Genomic DNA, 15,145 nt, shown 5'->3' with positions numbered 1-15,145 from the left:
GCCGCCCTGCGAGGTGCCGCGACGAGTGGGGGCCGGAGGCTCCCCGAGACGTGGCAGCAGCGGCTCAGCGCACCGGGGGGACGGCACCCGGCCGCGGTGCGGTCCGGAGGATCGCAGTGTCATCGTGACCGGACGACGCTGATGCCCAGCGCGCCGAGGACCCCGACGACGGCGAACACGTAGAAGCCCCACGGGAAGGCCACCCCGGCGGTGACCAGCGCCCCGGTGATCACCGGCCCGACGATCGCCCCGATCCGCCCGGCGCCGGCCGACCAGCCCAGCGCGGTCGCGCGCACCTGCGGCGGGTGGTTGGCGCTGACGAAGGCGTAGACCAGCACCTGGGCGCTGAACACGAAGCAGCCGGTGAGGAAGCACATCGCGTACAGCCCGGCCGTCGGCAGCTGGATCGACAGCAGGGCGAGGAACAGCGCACCGGAGGCGAACCACGCGATGCCGGCCGTGCGGATGCCGATGCGGTCGGCGACCGCCCCGGCGACCAGCAGGCCGACGATCGCGCCGACGTTGAGCACCAGCAGGAACGCCAGCGAGTCGCCGAGGTCGTAGCCGGCCTCGCGCATGATCGTCGGCAGCCAGTTGTTCAGGCCGTAGACCAGCAGCAGGCCCATGAACGAGGTGACGCCGATGGCGAGGGTGTTGCGCAGGTAGTCGCGGGTGAACAGGGTCCGCACCGTGGCGGCGGCCCCGGCGCTGCTGCTCTTCCCCGCGTGCGCGTCCGCGGGGGCGGCCGGGCGCTCCAGCTCCAGGTCGTACCGCCGGGCCACCTCCTCGGCCTCGCCACGGCGGCCGTGGGCGAGCAGGTAGGCGGCCGACTCGGGGAGGTGCCTCAGCATCAGCGGCACGAGCACCAGCGCCGGCAGCGCGCCGAGGACGAACATCCAGCGCCAGCCGATCGAGTCGACGACGACGATCGCCAGCGCCGCGGTGGCGACCGCGCCGACGTGGTAGCCGGTCATCATCGTGGTCGTCGCGCGGCCGCTGCGCCCGGCGCGGGTGAACTCGTTGACCATGGCGATCGCCGTCGGCAGGCAGCCGCCCAGGCCCAGGCCGGCGAGGAACCGCAGCAGGCCGAAGACGGCGGCGTTGGGCGCGAACGCGCACAGCAGGGTGAGCAGGGAGAACGCCGCGACGGCGCCGATCAGGGCCCGGCGGCGGCCCACCAGGTCGGTCAGCGTCCCGATGGTCAGCGCGCCGATCATCATGCCGATCAGACCGATCGTGATGACCGCGGTCGCGCCGGTACCGCTGAGCGCCCACTCCTCCGGCGTCCGCAGGGCGGGGACGACGGTGCCGACCACGACGAGGTCGAAGCCGTCGAGGAGGACGGCGGTCCAGCACAGCGGGGCGACCCAACCGGCGGCGCGGGCGACCCCGCCCGTCCGGTTCGAGGTGCTCGCGGGCGTCGTGCTCATCAGGCCCTCCGGTGCCGTGGGTGCAGGTCCGGACGGACGCTAGGGGAGAGCGAGCAGCGCGCCCCCATGCGATCTCCCGTCGAGCGGAAGCCGGGTGGTGACGGCGGCCACGCGCGCGAACGACAGCGGGCCGCGACCGGATCCCCGGTCGCGGCCCGCCGGCCGTGCTCCCGCGGCTGTCAGCCGACGACCACGCGCTCGTTCGGCACGCAGTGCGTCATGACGTGCCCGCTGACGTCGCGCGGACCGTTCTTGCCGAGGTTGGCGGCGCGCTGCTGCTCCTCCTCGGTGAGGGTCTGCGTCTGCAGCGGCGGCAGCCCGCGGACGTCGTCCGCGGTGATGCCCAGGCCGTCGCCGACCCGCTGGCCGAGCTCGTCCTCGCACATGAAGAAGTGCCAGACCATCCGCTCCTGGATCGCGCGGTTGCACTGCTGCAGTGCGGCCACCAGGTTGGCGACGAGCTCGTCCTTCTCCCACTGCTCCGACAGCAGGTAGCGCTCGCCGGCCTGCGTGTAGTCGTCGGTCCGCGGGATCCGCTTGCGGGTGAGCCGGCCGGTGATGACCGGGCCCTGCTCGTCGTGGCTCGGGTACTCGGCCTCACGCAGGCCGCCGAGGATCGACGGCTCGTAGTTCACGTGCGGGTTGGAGCCCTCGGCCCGGTCGACGCCGTAGGCCATCTGGCCGTCGCGCTGGTTGGTGGCGACCCGCGCCTTCGGCTGGTTCACCGGCAGCTGCAGGTAGTTCGGGCCCACCCGGTAGCGCTGGGTGTCCGAGTAGGAGAACGTCCGGCCGACCAGCATCTTGTCGTCGGAGAAGTCCAGGCCGTCGACCAGCACACCGGTGCCGAACGCGATCTGCTCGTTCTCGGTGAAGTTGTCCTGCGGCATCCGGTTCAGGGTCATCGTCCCGACCTTGCGGAGCGGGAAGACCTCCTCCGGCCAGACCTTGGTGTCGTCGAGCGGGTCGAAGTCCAGCTCCGGGTGCTCGTCGTCGCTCATGATCTGGACGTGCAGGTCCCACGACGGGAAGTCGCCGGCGGCGATGGCGTCGTGCAGGTCCTTGGTGTGGGCGCCGAGGGTCTGGGCCTGCACCGCGGAGGCGTCGGCGGCGGTCCAGGACTTCACGCCCTGCTTCGGCAGCCAGTGGTACTTGACCAGGACGGTCTCGCCCTGGGCGTTGACCCACTTGTAGGTGTTCACGCCGAAGCCCTGCATGAAGCGGTAGCTGGCCGGGGTGCCGCGGGGGCTGAAGACCAGCGTGACCATGTGCATGGCCTCGGGGGTCTGGCTGAAGAAGTCGAACGCGCGCTCGGCGACGTTGGCCTCGAAGGTGACCGGGTCCGGCTTCTGCGAGTGGATGAAGTCGGGGAACTTGATGGCGTCGCGGATGAAGAAGACGCCCAGGTTGTTCCCGACGAGGTCCCAGTTGCCGTCCTCGGTGTAGAACTTCACCGCGAACCCGCGCGGGTCGCGTGCGGACTCCGAGGAGTCGCGGCCACCGGCCACGGTCGAGAAGCGCAGCGCCACGTCGGTGCGCTTGCCCTTCTCCTGGAACAGCTTGGCGCGGGTGTACTTCGCGATCGGCTCGTCGCCGACGGCGCCGTCGGCCTCGAAGTAGCCGAACGCGGTGACGCCGCGGGCGTGCACGACGCGCTCCGGGATCCGCTCTCGGTCGAAGTGGCTGATCTTCTCGAGGAACTGGTAGTTCTCCAGGGTCGCCGGGCCGCGAGCGCCCACCGTCCGCTGGTTCTGGTTGTCGAAGACCGGGTGGCCCTGACGGTTGGTCAGGACCGGACGGTCCGCCTCGCTCGGGGCCGGGCCCTGCGATGCGACGTCGGTCATGCTCCTACTCCTCCTCGATCGTCCTGCTCGGGGACCTGCGCGCCGCCGCCCGGGGTCCGCGTCCGGCACTGCCGGCACAGACCCCAGAAGACGACCTCTGCCTCGTCGACGACGAAGCCCGCCGCGTCCGAGGGCGTCAGGCACGGAGCCGCACCCACGACGCAGTCGACGTCCGCGACCGCGCCGCAGGAGCGGCAGACCAGGTGGTGGTGGTTGTCGCCGACCCGCAGCTCGTAGAGCGCGGGTGCGCCCGCGGGCTCGATGCGGCGGGCCAGCCCGCCGGCCACGAGCGCCCGGAGCACCCCGTACGCCGCCTGGGGCGACAGCGAGGGGTGCAGGTCGCGGGCGGCGGTGACCACGGTGTCGGCGTCGGCGTGCGGGCGGTCGGCCAGCACGCTGAGCACCGACAGTCGGGGCCGGGTGACCCGCAGCCCCGCCGCCCGGAGACGGTCCGCCCAGGTCGTGTCCACCGGGACCATCCAACCCGCTTTTCTTGACCCAGTCAAGAAAAGGGCGCGCCGACAGGTGATGACCCGGAGGTGCCGGGACGCCTGCCCCCGATCTCGCCGGGGTACACCCACCCCGGTCCGACCGCAGGTCAGCGAGGCCTCAGGTGGTGCCACGGGGCGGCCCCGTCCAGAGGCTCGCCGCGAGCCTGCCAGCGGTGAGGAGGACGGGGTCCTTCCTCAGGCGATGTCCACGGCGCGACTCCGCGCCGCGGTCCGCTCCTCGCTCGTTCCTCGCTGCGATGCTCCCGCGGCTGTCCTCACGCGAAGACGATGGTCTTGGCGCCGTCCACGATGACCCGGTCCTCGACGTGCCAGGTCACGGCCTGGGCGAGCACCTGGCGCTCGACGTACCGGCCGATCCGCCGCATGTCCTCCACCGTGGCGCGGTGGTCGATGCGGGCGACCTCCTGCTCGATGATCGGCCCCGCGTCGAGCTCCGGCGTCACGTAGTGCGCGGTGGCGCCGATGAGCTTGACCCCTCGGTCGTGCGCCGCCTGGTACGGGTTCGCCCCGACGAAGGCCGGCAGGAAGCTGTGGTGGATGTTGATCAGCCGCTCCGGGAACCGGGCGCAGAAGTCCGCCGACACGATCTGCATGTACCGGGCGAGGACGACGAGGTCGACGTCCCCGATGAGCTCGAGGGCCCGCGCCTCGGCCTCCTCCTTCGTGTCGGCGGTGACCGGCACGTGGTGGAAGGGCACGCCGTGGGCCCGTGCCACCGGCTCGAGGTCGGGGTGGTTGGAGACGACGGCGGCGATCTCCGCGCGCAGGTCGCCCGAGCCCACCCGGTAGAGCAGCTCCTGGAGCACGTGGTCGGTCTTGCTGACGAACACGGCCAGCTTGGGCCGGTACGCCGCCTCGGTCAGCCGCCAGGTGAACTGCCACTCGCGCCCCAGCAGGTCCAGCGCGCCCTCGAGCTGGTGGCGGCGGTGCGCGAGGTCGGCGAGGAAGAACTCCAGCCGCAGCGTGAAGGTGCCGCCCACCGGGTCGGAGGAGTGCTGCTGCGACTCGGTGATGTTCGCCCCGGCGTCGGCCAGCAGCCGGGACAGCACCGCGACGATCCCGGGCCGGTCAGGGCAGCGGACGACCAGGCGCCCGACGTCGGTCAGCCGGTCGTCGCGGGGACCGAGGGAGGGCAGTTCGACAACGGACACGGGAACCGAGGATGCCAGGCGCGGGCGCCGTTCCCGAGCGGCCCACCCCCAAGGAGCGAGACGGCGGACGGCCGCGGGTCACGCCGCCGGCAGGACGGCGCGCTGCGCCCCGGCGATGTCGAACAGGTCGCCGTACTCCTCGACCCGGGCGAGCACGTCCTCGGTGCGGAACCGCAGCTCCCCGGGGTCGGCGCCGTCGAGCACCGCCTCCACCTCGTCCCAGCCGATCGGGGTGGAGACGGTGGCGTCCGGGCGCGCCCGCAACGAGTACGGCGCCACGGTCGTCTTGGCCGGGTTGTTCTGGCTCCAGTCGATGAGCACCTTGCCGGGCCGGAGCACCTTCTCCATCCGCCAGACCACCTGGTCGGGCGTCTCCGCCGACAGCTCCTGGGCCAGCTTCCGGGCGTACCGGCTGGGGTGCTCGCGGTCGGTCACCCGGATCGGCGCGTAGACCTGCATCCCCTTCGACCCCGAGGTCTTCACGACCGGGTCCAGGCCGTCGTCGACCAGCCGTTCGCGCAGCCGCTCGGCGACCTCGCAGCACTCCAGGATGCCGGCGTCCGGGCCGGGGTCGAGGTCGAGGACGAGCAGGTCCGGCAGGGCCGGCTGCCGCCGGCTGCCCACCTGCCACTGCGGGACGTGCAGCTCGATCGCGGCGAGGTTGGCCGCCCAGGCGAGGTCGGCGACGGTCTCCAGGACGACCATGTCGAGGGTCTCCCGGCCGCGGGAGCTGCCCGGGCTGGGGACGGTCACCCGGCGCACCCAGTCCGGCGCGTGCCGGGCGCTGTTCTTCTCGAAGAACGCCTGCCCCTCGACACCGTCGGGCCAGCGGGTGAAGGTGACCGGCCGGCCGGACAGGTGCGGCAGCAGCACCGGCGCGATGCGGACGTAGTAGTCGATCACCTGCGCCTTGGTGAAGGAGACCTCCGGGAAGAGCACCTTCTCCAGGTTGGAGACGTGCAGCTGCCGCCCCTCCACGCGCACCAGCTGGCGACTCACGAGCACACCTGTACCCGGCGGCGGCTCACCACTCCTCGACCACGTCCTCCGGGACGAGGTCGTCACGGAGCCCGCGCCACGACGGGTGCCGCATCCGGCCGTCCGCCGTCCAGACGGCGAAGGCCACCTCGCCGACCAGGTCGGGCTCCACCCAGTGCGCGCCGCGGGTCACCTCCCGCGGGAGGCCGCCCGAGAACGGGCTGCTCGCCCGCGGCGTGAACAGCTCCCCCAGGTCGCGCAGGGCCTGGGCGGTGAACCCGGTGCCGACGTGGCCGGCGTACACGAACCGCCCCTCGTCGTCGTGCAGGCCCACCAGCAGCGAGCCCACTCCCCCGGCCCGCCGGCCCTGCCCGGGCCGCCAGCCACCCACGACGACCGCCTGGGTGCGGACGTTCTTCACCTTGCGCCAGTCCGGACCGCGCAGGCCGGGCCGATAGGGCGAGTCCAGCCGCTTGGCCACGACGCCCTCCAGGCCGTTCTCCCGGCTGGCCGCGAGCACCGCCGCCCCGCCCCCGCGGAACCACGGCGTGCTCACCCAGCGCTGCCCGCCGATGCCGAGGGCGTCGAGACGTTCCCGGCGCTGCGCGTAGGGCAGGTCCACCAGGAGCTCGCCGTCCCAGGCCAGCACGTCGAAGACCAGGTAGGTGACCGGCGCGGCCGCCGCCAGCCGGTGCACCTCGGGCCCGGTGCGGTGCATCCGGCCCTGCAGCGCGCCGAAGTCCGGCCGGCCCTGGTCGTCGAGCGCGACCACCTCGCCGTCCAGCACGGCGTCGTGCCCGAGGAGCTGGGCGGGCAGCCGGGCCAGCTCGGGATAGCGGACGGTGATCTCGGTGCCGCTGCGGGCCCACAGGCTGAGGGCGCCGTCGCGCACCACGGCGACGGCGCGGACGCCGTCCCACTTGAACTCGTAGCCCCACCGGTCGTCCTGCGCGGCCGGCGGGAGCTCGCCGAGGGTGGCCAGCATCGGCGACGGGGCCTCGACCGGGGGCTCCGGCGGGGCGGGGTCGAGCTTGCGCACGTTCCAGGTGCCGTCGGCCAGCCGGAACAGCACGTACCGGCCGCGCAGCCGCTCGCCGTCGAAGGCGACGGTGACGTGGTCGTCGGCCCACTTCTCGGTGGCGTACCGGCCGGCGTCCCAGATGCGCACCTGGCCGCCGCCGTACTCGCCGGCGGCGATGGTCCCCTCGAAGGCCGCGTACTCCAGCGGGTGGTCCTCGGTCGGCACGGCCAGCCGGCTGGGGCCGGTCGTGGTGGGCGGCCCCTTGGGCACCGCCCAGCTCTTGAGGACGCCGTCCCGCTCGAGGCGCAGGTCCCAGTGCACCCGCTCGCCGGTTCCACGGGGCGTGTGGTGCTCCTGGACGACGAAGGTGTCGCCGCTGCCGGCGGGCAGCGGCCGGCCCGCCGGCGGGACGGGCTCGGCGGTGCGGGCCGGGTCGCGCTTGGCGCGGTACTCGGCGAGCGGGTCCTCGCGCGGGCGCGCCGGCACGTCAGGCGGTGCGGCGGGCGCGCTTGGCCGGCTGCTCGTCCGCCGTGGCCTTCTTCGCGGCGGTGGCCTTCTTCGCCGCCGTGGTCTTCTTCGCGGCCGTGGCCTTCTTCGCCGCCGTCGCCTTGCGGGCGGTGGTCTTGCGGGCCGGCCGCTCCTCGGGCTCCTCGTCGGCGGCCTGCGGCGCGGCGCGCTTGGCGGCGGTGGCCTTCTTCGCGGGCGCCCGCCGGGCCGGCGGCTCCTCGTCGGCGGCGCCGCCGCGCGCCTGCTCGACGCTGCGCCGCAGGGCGCTCATCAGGTCGACCACGGCGGCACCCGGGTCCGCCGTCTCCGGCAGCGGCTGCACCTCGCCGCCGCTCTGCTTGGCCTCCAGCAGCGCGGTCATGGCCTCGCGGTAGTCGTCGGTGTACTCCGAGGGGTCGAAGTCCCCGGTCATCGACGAGATGAGCGCCTCGGCCATCTGCAACTCCTGGGGCCGGACGGCGATGTCCTCGTCGAGGAAGGCGAAGTCCGGACGGCGGATCTCGTCGGGCCAGCGCATCGTGTGCAGCACCATGACGCCCTCGCGCACCCGCAGCGCGGCCAGCGACTCGCGCTGCCGGATGGCGATCTTGGTGATCGCGACCTGGCCGGCGTTCTCCAGCGCGTCGCGGAGCAGCACGTACGGGCGGGTCGCCGACGCGTCCGGCTCCAGGTAGTAGGTCTTCTCGAAGTGGATCGGGTCGATCTCGTCCTGGTCGACGAACTCGAGCACCTCGATCTCCCGCCGGCTGGTCAGCGGCAGCTCCTCGAAGTCCTCGTCGGTGAGGATGACCAGCTGGCCGTCGGGCAGCTCGTAGCCCTTGGCGATCTCGGAGTACTCGACCTCCTCGCCGTCGATCGAGCAGACCCGCTTGTACTTGATCCGGCCGCCGTCGGTGGCGTGCACCTGGTTGAACCGGATGTCGTGGTCCTCGGTGGCGGTGTACAGCTTCACGCCGATGCTCACCAGGCCGAAGGAGACCGCACCGCGCCAGATCGACCGCATGCCCGTTCCTTCCGCAGGTCCCGTCCCACGACCGCGGGCGGGGAAGGCCAGGCGGTCCAAGATCACAGGATAGGCGCGCCCACCGCGCCGCGGCAGGTCGAGCGGCCTGCTCCTCCTCCGTATGGGTGGCCTACTGCTCGCCCTCCTCGTCGTCCCCGGTCGCCTGCGCCTGGATGGCGTCGTAGGCGAACTGGAGGACGTCGGAACCGGCGACCGCGGTCATCGTCAGCGCCGCGAGCCGGGTGGCGTTGGGCGCGGCCACGTAGGCGAACACGAACGTCGTGGCCACCCACTGCGCCAGGCAGAACGGGCAGGTGAGCAGCTCCCCCACGGCGTGCTTCCAGCCCCCGTGCGCGCGGACCTCCTCGGCCAGCTCCGCCTCGCCCGAGGCGCCGTTGAACTGGGCGAACGGCGCGCGGATCGGGCTGGTGACCGGGTCCTTGGCGATCCGCCGGGCCAGGCGGAACGTGCCGATGGTGAGCAGGACCGCGTCGCCCAGCGGGATGCGCCGGGGCAGCGGGCGACCCGAGGCCCGGACGACGGCGGCCCCCGCCGCCACCGCGGCGCTGTAGACGCCCATCGCACCGAGGAAGCCCCCGAGGGGCCGCTCCTCCCCGCCCGCGTACGCGCGCTGCTGCCCGCGTGCCCACCGCCGGACCGGGGCACCGATCCGTTGCACCTCGTCTGGGATTGCCATGACGGCCGCGCTACCCCGGCCCGGCCAGGCCCATGCGGAACGGCGCCGGGTCGTGTCCGCGGACACGGCCCGCATGGACTCGGGACCGGCGGGTAGGCGAGGAGCAGCCCGCGGCCGTCGACCGGCCGCTCCCCCGGCCCGGCCGGCCCACCGCACCAGGAGGCACCATGACGCAGCCCGAAGGCCAGACCGCCCGCGACGTCTTCCCCGAGGACGAGGGCATCCCCGACATCTCGCAGGACGACTCGCCCACCCAGGAGCGGGCCGAGGACCCCCAGTTCGCCCCCGTGCCGCGCGACGACGCCGGCGCCAGCGTCGACTTCGGCACCACGGCCTTCGAGCAGTCCGAGGGTGAGTCGCTGACCGGCCGCCTGGAGCGGGAGGTCCCCGACGTCCAGCCCGGGGTCCGGGCGTCCGAGGACCCGAACCGCCCCGCCGGCCAGCTCGAGCAGGACTACGACACCTCCCCGGACTCCGACTCGGGGACCAACCGCACCGCCGACGACGTCGAGGCCAGCCTCGACGCCTCGGTCGGCGGCGAGAGCGCCGAGGAGGCAGCGGTCCACCTCACCGACTGACGGTGCGACCGGGTGACCTGTCACGCCCGCCGTGCCGGCCGCGGCGCCGCCGCGTCGCGGAGCCCGTCGCGCCCCTCGCCCGGACGGGCGAGTTCCCGCGCCCGGACGGGGACGGCGACCGGGCCGGTTGGCGGACACGCGGACGGTTGCATACCTTGGGCGACGGCGGTTCAGCAGGCAGCCGCGGCCGTGCCGGGTCGTTCCCCGGTGCGGACACGTTCGACGACGAGCGTGTCCGGGGGCCACGACACCGGGGGGCCGCTCAGCGGTAGATTGACCGGGCGGTCGTGCCGCCGGGTACTGCCGTTGAGAGGAGCTCAGCCCGTGACCACATCCGACCTGCCTGCCGAGGGGCAGCCCGACGTGTCGACCGAGGGCACGGAGGCACCCTTCGACGACGTGATCACGCTCTCGACCTCCACCGGTGAGGACGGCGCGGTCACGGTGACGGTCGTCGGCGAAGTGGACACGTTCACGGCCCCGGTGCTCCGGTCGTCGCTCGACACCCAGCTCGAGCAGCAGCCCAAGGCGCTGGTCATCGACCTCTCCGGCGTCCAGTTCCTCGGCTCCGCCGGGCTGGCCGTCCTGGTCGAGACCCAGAAGTCGGCCCGCTCCCGCGACGTCGACCTGCGCCTCGTGGCCACCACGCGCGCGGTCACCCGACCGCTGGAGGTCACCGGACTGATCGACCTGTTCACCATCGTGGACGGCAGCTCCCGCTGACGACGGCCCCCGCGGGGGCCGACCACGACGAAGGCCCCGCCACCGGCGGGGCCTTCGTCGTGTCCGGAGCTCAGGCGGTCAGCATCTGGCAGACCGCCTGCTCCAGCACCTTCTGCGCCGTCCGGTCGTCGGGCGCCGAGGCGGCCTCTTCGAGGGCGGGCGCGATCGTCTCCCCGCTCTCGAAGTGGTCCACCACCCGCGGGTCGACGTAGCTCGCCTTGCAGACCGCCGGGGTGTTGCCGAGGGTCTCCGAGACCCGCTCGTAGGCCTGCTTGACGACCCGCTTGCGCGCCGTCCGGGTCGCCGGCTCCGGCGTCTCGGCCAGCGCCGCGGCCATCAGCACGGTGGCGTTCCAGGTCCGGAAGTCCTTCGCGGTGATCTCGGCGTCGCTGACCTCCTTCAGGTAGGTGTTCACCTCCGTGCTGCTGACGTCGTGCCACACCCGCTCCGAGCTCGCCGGGTCCTCCACCCAGTAGCCGAGCAGCTCCTCCCCGGTGTCCTCGGGGCGCTTGAGCAGTTCCCGGACGACGTCCGCGGTGGGTTTGTCGGTGAGCTCCAGCTCGCGCTCGATGCCGCCCTTGGCCGTGTAGGAGAAGAACACCCGCTCGCCGCGGACGCGCACGTGGTCGCGGCGCAGGGTGGCCAGGCCGTAGGTGCCGTTGTCCTCGGCGTACTGCTCGCTGCCGACGCGGAAGGCGCCGACGTCCAGCAGCCGGACGGCGGCGGCGAGCACCCGCTCCCGGGTCAGCCCGCTGCCGGTGACCGCGTCGACGACGGCGTCCCGGACGTCGGGCAGCTGGTGGGCGATCTCCAGCACCCGCTCGTGCTTCTCCGCGTCCCGGCGGGCCCGCCAGGCGTCGTGGTAGCGGTACTGCTTGCGACCGGCGGCGTCCACGCCGGTGGCCTGGATGTGGCCGTTGGGCCACGGGCAGATCCAGACGTCCCGCCACGCCGGCGGGATGGCGAGCGCGCGGATCCGGTCCAGTCGGTCGTCCCTGATCAGCGACCCGTCGGTGTCGTAGTAGGCGAAACCGCGGCCGGCGCGCCGGCGTCGGTACCCGGGGCCGTGCACGTCGCTGCGGCGGAGTCTCACGCGGGGTGGATGCGCACCGGACCCGTTCCCCAAACGGGACGGCGCCGACATCCCCCGTCAGTGCAGCTCGACCAGGCCGGCCAGCCCGCTGATCTCGAGGATGTGCCGGGTCACCCCGCCGTCGGGGGCGTCCACCACCAGCCGCCAGCCCTCGTCGCCGGCGATCCGGGCCATGGCCAGGACGACGCGCACCGCGGCGCTGCTGAACAGGGTCACGTCGCTGAGGTCCAGCTCGACCTGGCCGGTGCCGCCGTGGCTGGCCTCCAGCATCCGGATGCGCATCTGCTCGGCGCCGAGCAGGTCGACCGCGCCGGCGACCCGCACCACGGGCCGTTCCGCCGTCCGGTCGACGACGACCTCCGCGGTGCCGGTGCCGGCGTGCCGCTGCTCGATCTCCTCGGGGCTGCGGCGCAACCGCATGCTCAGCGTCACCGTCGTCCCGTGCTCGCCCTGCAGGACGACGCCGTCCACGAGCTGGCGCATGATCAGCAGGCCGCGGCCGCGGTCGCCGGGGTCCCGGTCCGGCGGCCGCCAGCGGCCCTGGTCGCGGACGGTCACGGTCAGCAGCCCGTCGACGTCGACGGCCGCGGTGACGTGGACGCGGCCCGGCGTCGTCCCGCGGTAGGCGTGCTCGACGGCGTTCGCGCAGGCCTCCCCCACGGCCACCATGACGCCGACCCGGTCCTGCTCGCCCATGCCCAGCCCGGCCAGCCACGCGGTCAGCCGGCGGCGCACCGCCGGCAGCGACGAGGGGGCCGCGGGCAGGTCGAGGTCCAGCGGCTCCGGCGCCTCGGCCAGCCGGTGGGCGACCAGGACGGCGATGTCGTCGGGGCGCTCGCCGGGAGCCAGCAGTCCCTCGGCGAGGGCAGCGGCGAGCGTGGCCACGCCCTCACCCTCCAGGGCCCCGGGCGCGGTGAGCACCTCGCGGGCGACCGCGCCCAGGCGGCTGAGCCCCTGGGCCGGCGGCGGGCCGGAGGCGGAGACCGCGCCGTCGGAGTACAGCACCAGCGTGGCGCCCTGCGGGACGTCCGCGGTGGCCACGGCGGTCGGCGCGCCGGGCAGGCTGCCCAGCGGCGGCCGCGGGGTCAGCGGGAGGAACGAGATCGAGCCGTCCTCCTCGACGAGCATCGGCGCGGGGTGACCGGCCGCCGCGTAGGTCAGCCGGCCGGTGGCCGCCTCCAGCACCCCGTAGAACACCGAGGCGCCCTCGACGTCCTCCATCTCGGCGGCGAACGCGTCCAGCGCCGCCACGACGGCCGCCGGCGACGGGTCCCGCAGCGCGGCCGATCGCATCGCGCCGCGCAGCCGGCTCATGGCCCCGGCCGCGGGGACACCGTGGCCGACGGCGTCCCCGATGACCAGCGCCACCCGGCCCCGGCCCACCGGCACCGCGTCGTACCAGTCGCCCCCGGCCGCGCAGACCGAGCTGGCCTGGTGGTAGCTGCCGGACAGCCGCAGGTCGGGCAGCAGCGGCAGGGCCGGCGGCAGCAGGGCGTGCTGGACCTGCTCGACGACGTCGACCGCGGCGTCGGAGGGGTTCTCGGCCCGGTCGGCCTCGACGAGGAGCAGCACCCCGGGCCGCCCCTCCACCTCCAGCGGCTGCAGGACGACGCTCGCCGCCGGCCCGTCCGACCCGAGGGAGCCGTGCACCGTCTCCGGGCGCCCCGACTGCGCCACCACCGCGGCCAGGTCGGCGATGCGGCGGCCGTCGACCGACGGCAGGTCGGCACTGGCCGTGCCGAGCGCGCGGGCCCGGGCGTTGGCCCAGACCGGCTCCATGGCCGGCCCGGCAAGGCAGTAGATGGCCGTGGGGGCGTCTTCCATGGCCGCGACCAGCAGGGCGCCGCCCGCGTCCTCGACGGGACCGGACCCCCGCGGCCCGCTGTCCTGGCTCGTGTTCATCTGCGACCAGGGAACAACAGCCCCGGGACCCCGGCAACCGCGCTCCCGCGCAGGCCAACCCGTGTTTGGGCCCCGCCGGCGGACGGGTAGTCCTCTCCGCTGGGCCCACTCCCCCGACCCGGTGACGCGCCGCCATCGGCGCGCGGTCGGGCAGGATGGGGGCGAGCCGCGCGGCCGGGATCCCCGGCGCCGGTGCGAGAGCTGAGGATGAGGAGCGGACGACGGATGGTGGACTCGAGGGGTGCCCTCGCGCACGACGGGCGGCGCGCCGAGCGACTGGAACTGCGGGTGCCCACCACCCCGACCCAGCTGCCCGCGGTGCGTGCGATGGCCGGTGACCTGGCGATGCGGATGGACTACGACCTGGACGCGGTCGAGGACCTCCGCCTGGCGGTGGACGAGGCGTGCGCGACGCTCGCCTCGGTCGTCAACGACGACCGGCGGCTGACCGTGGTCTTCGAGACGACCCGGGCCGGGCTGCACATCGACGCCTGGGTGTCGACGGCGGAGGGCACCGACGTCCCGCGGGACGGCTTCGGGTGGGCGGTCCTGCACACCCTCGTCGACAACGTGGAGGCCGGCCCCGCCACCCAGGCGACCGTGCCGGCCGGGGACGGCACCGCCGCCGCCGTGGCGGTGATCTCCATGGACAAGTACCTGCCGGGCCAGCGCCCGGACCAGCAGCTCGGGCAGACGGGCCAGAACGTCTCGGTCGCGCGGTGACCCGGGGAGCCGCCGCGAAGTCCCAGACGGCCGAGGAGGACACCCTGCCCGACGACGACACCCCGACCACCGCGCACGGGCCGGACGACGCGACCCCGTCCGGCGAGCAGCCGGTCGTGGTGCCCGACCCGCGCAGCGAGACGGTGCCGGACACCGACGTCGAGCCCACGCCCGACGCCGACCCCGAGCCCACACCGGCCTCGGACAACCGGCGCCGGGCCGAGCGCACCGCGCCACTGTTCGCCGAGCTGGCCACGCTCGAGAAGGACGACCCGCGCCGTGAGCGGCTGCGGGAGATCCTGGTCGAGGAGCACCTGCCGCTCGTGCGGCACTTCGCCCGCCGGTTCAGCAACCGCGGTGAGCCGTTCGACGACCTGCTGCAGGTCGGCACGCTCGGCCTGATCGCGGCGATCGACCGGTTCGACCCGACGCGCGGGGTGGAGTTCCTCTCCTTCGCCGTCCCGACGATCACCGGGGAGATCAAGCGGCACTTCCGCGACCAGGGCTGGTCGGTGCGGGTGCCGCGGCGGCTGCAGGAGCTGCACCTGTCGCTCAACGCGGCCGTCGGGGAGCTGGCGCAGAAGAACGGGCGCGCGCCGACGCCGTCGGAGCTGGCAGAGCACCTGGGCATCCCGCGCGCCGAGGTGCTCGAGGGGCTGGCCGTCGCCAACGCCTACCGCAGCAGCTCCCTGGACGAGCGGCTCTCCGGTGAGGACGACTCCCCCACCCTGGCGGCGACGCTGGGCGAGGAGGACGCCGCGCTGGAGGGCGTGGAGTACCGGGAGTCGCTGCAGCCGCTGCTGGCCACCATCCCGGCCCGCGAACGGCGGATCCTCATCCTGCGGTTCTTCGGGAACATGACCCAGTCGCAGATCGCCGCGGACATCGGCATCTCGCAGATGCACGTCTCCCGGCTGCTCAGCCAGACCCTGGCCAAGCTCCGCGAGGGCCTGCTCAAGGACTGAACGGGGCCCCTGCAGGGTGGC

14 protein-coding genes are annotated in these 15,145 nt (G+C 74.1%); 4 read left to right on the top strand and 10 right to left on the bottom strand.

Annotated elements, in window-relative coordinates; all coding sequences use genetic code 11:
- Nucleotides 1-119 precede the first annotated feature (119 nt).
- The 8 genes from ACI79D_RS05655 to ACI79D_RS05620 all read right to left on the bottom strand — a co-directional run bounded on the left by ACI79D_RS05655 (nt 120) and on the right by ACI79D_RS05620 (nt 9,140).
- The gene (locus tag ACI79D_RS05655; RefSeq protein ID WP_456917344.1) at nt 120-1,430 is read right to left on the bottom strand and encodes an MFS transporter; all 1,311 of its coding nucleotides are present in this window, start codon (nt 1,428-1,430) and stop codon (nt 120-122) included.
- Between the two features lie 179 nt (nt 1,431-1,609).
- Nucleotides 1,610-3,271: a catalase gene (locus ACI79D_RS05650; protein ID WP_456917343.1), complete on the bottom strand. Its 1,662-nt coding sequence runs from the start codon at nt 3,269-3,271 to the stop codon at nt 1,610-1,612.
- Nucleotides 3,268-3,750 carry a Fur family transcriptional regulator gene (locus ACI79D_RS05645; RefSeq protein WP_456917342.1) on the bottom strand — a complete coding sequence of 161 codons (483 nt, stop codon included), beginning with the start codon at nt 3,748-3,750 and terminating at the stop codon, nt 3,268-3,270. The genes ACI79D_RS05650 and ACI79D_RS05645 overlap by 4 nt, the downstream gene beginning before the upstream one ends.
- Nucleotides 3,751-4,037: 287 nt before the next feature.
- Nucleotides 4,038-4,934: a formyltetrahydrofolate deformylase gene (gene purU, locus ACI79D_RS05640; RefSeq protein WP_456917341.1), complete on the bottom strand. Its 897-nt coding sequence runs from the start codon at nt 4,932-4,934 to the stop codon at nt 4,038-4,040.
- 78 nt (nt 4,935-5,012) lie between these two features.
- A complete protein-coding gene (gene ligD, locus ACI79D_RS05635; RefSeq protein ID WP_456917340.1) occupies nt 5,013-5,933 on the bottom strand; it encodes a non-homologous end-joining DNA ligase in 921 nt (306 codons plus the stop codon).
- 25 nt (nt 5,934-5,958) lie between these two features.
- Nucleotides 5,959-7,419, bottom strand: coding sequence for a non-homologous end-joining DNA ligase (gene ligD, locus ACI79D_RS05630; RefSeq protein WP_456917339.1), 1,461 nt, complete (start codon nt 7,417-7,419; stop codon nt 5,959-5,961).
- A gap of 1 nt (nt 7,420) precedes the next feature.
- A complete protein-coding gene (gene ku / locus ACI79D_RS05625; RefSeq protein ID WP_456917338.1) occupies nt 7,421-8,443 on the bottom strand; it encodes a non-homologous end joining protein Ku in 1,023 nt (340 codons plus the stop codon).
- A 130-nt stretch (nt 8,444-8,573) separates the two neighbouring features.
- Nucleotides 8,574-9,140, bottom strand: a complete 567-nt coding sequence (locus ACI79D_RS05620) for a DUF1360 domain-containing protein (RefSeq protein ID WP_456917337.1) — start codon at nt 9,138-9,140, stop codon at nt 8,574-8,576.
- Nucleotides 9,141-9,307: 167 nt separating this feature from the next.
- Between ACI79D_RS05620 and ACI79D_RS05615 the strand changes: the two genes are divergently transcribed.
- Nucleotides 9,308-9,718: a hypothetical protein gene (locus ACI79D_RS05615; RefSeq protein WP_456917336.1), complete on the top strand. Its 411-nt coding sequence runs from the start codon at nt 9,308-9,310 to the stop codon at nt 9,716-9,718.
- A gap of 324 nt (nt 9,719-10,042) precedes the next feature.
- The gene (locus ACI79D_RS05610; RefSeq protein ID WP_456917335.1) at nt 10,043-10,441 is read left to right on the top strand and encodes an STAS domain-containing protein; all 399 of its coding nucleotides are present in this window, start codon (nt 10,043-10,045) and stop codon (nt 10,439-10,441) included.
- A 70-nt stretch (nt 10,442-10,511) separates the two neighbouring features.
- Here ACI79D_RS05610 and ACI79D_RS05605 read toward each other — a convergent pair whose 3' ends face one another.
- Together ACI79D_RS05605 and ACI79D_RS05600 are read right to left on the bottom strand one after the other, a co-directional pair.
- On the bottom strand, nt 10,512-11,534 hold the full coding sequence (locus ACI79D_RS05605) for a DNA topoisomerase IB (protein WP_456917334.1): 1,023 nt from the start codon (nt 11,532-11,534) through the stop codon (nt 10,512-10,514).
- A gap of 57 nt (nt 11,535-11,591) precedes the next feature.
- Complete coding sequence (locus tag ACI79D_RS05600; RefSeq protein WP_456917333.1) at nt 11,592-13,436, bottom strand: SpoIIE family protein phosphatase; 1,845 nt, start codon at nt 13,434-13,436, stop codon at nt 11,592-11,594.
- Between the two features lie 225 nt (nt 13,437-13,661).
- Between ACI79D_RS05600 and ACI79D_RS05595 the strand changes: the two genes are divergently transcribed.
- Both ACI79D_RS05595 and ACI79D_RS05590 read left to right on the top strand, forming a co-directional pair.
- Complete coding sequence (locus ACI79D_RS05595; protein ID WP_456917332.1) at nt 13,662-14,159, top strand: ATP-binding protein; 498 nt, start codon at nt 13,662-13,664, stop codon at nt 14,157-14,159.
- Nucleotides 14,156-15,124, top strand: coding sequence for a SigB/SigF/SigG family RNA polymerase sigma factor (locus ACI79D_RS05590; protein WP_456917331.1), 969 nt, complete (start codon nt 14,156-14,158; stop codon nt 15,122-15,124). Before ACI79D_RS05595 ends, ACI79D_RS05590 begins: the two co-directional genes overlap by 4 nt.
- Nucleotides 15,125-15,145 lie beyond the last annotated feature (21 nt).

It is taken from the genome of Geodermatophilus sp. SYSU D00708 (genome assembly GCF_054050115.1).
This window is presented reverse-complemented; position numbering and strand designations above follow the sequence as displayed.

Bases quoted from the DNA above. Each gene is read 5' to 3' on its own strand.
- ACI79D_RS05615 (WP_456917336.1), top strand. From the start codon at position 9,308: ATGACGCAGCCCGAAGGCCAGACCGCCCGCGACGTCTTCCCCGAGGAC.
- ACI79D_RS05655 (WP_456917344.1), bottom strand. From the start codon at position 1,430: ATGAGCACGACGCCCGCGAGCACCTCGAACCGGACGGGCGGGGTCGCC.
- ACI79D_RS05645 (WP_456917342.1), bottom strand. From the start codon at position 3,750: ATGGTCCCGGTGGACACGACCTGGGCGGACCGTCTCCGGGCGGCGGGG.
- ku (WP_456917338.1), bottom strand. From the start codon at position 8,443: ATGCGGTCGATCTGGCGCGGTGCGGTCTCCTTCGGCCTGGTGAGCATC.
- ACI79D_RS05600 (WP_456917333.1), bottom strand. From the start codon at position 13,436: ATGAACACGAGCCAGGACAGCGGGCCGCGGGGGTCCGGTCCCGTCGAG.
- ACI79D_RS05650 (WP_456917343.1), bottom strand. From the start codon at position 3,271: ATGACCGACGTCGCATCGCAGGGCCCGGCCCCGAGCGAGGCGGACCGT.
- ACI79D_RS05620 (WP_456917337.1), bottom strand. From the start codon at position 9,140: ATGGCAATCCCAGACGAGGTGCAACGGATCGGTGCCCCGGTCCGGCGG.
- ACI79D_RS05595 (WP_456917332.1), top strand. From the start codon at position 13,662: ATGGTGGACTCGAGGGGTGCCCTCGCGCACGACGGGCGGCGCGCCGAG.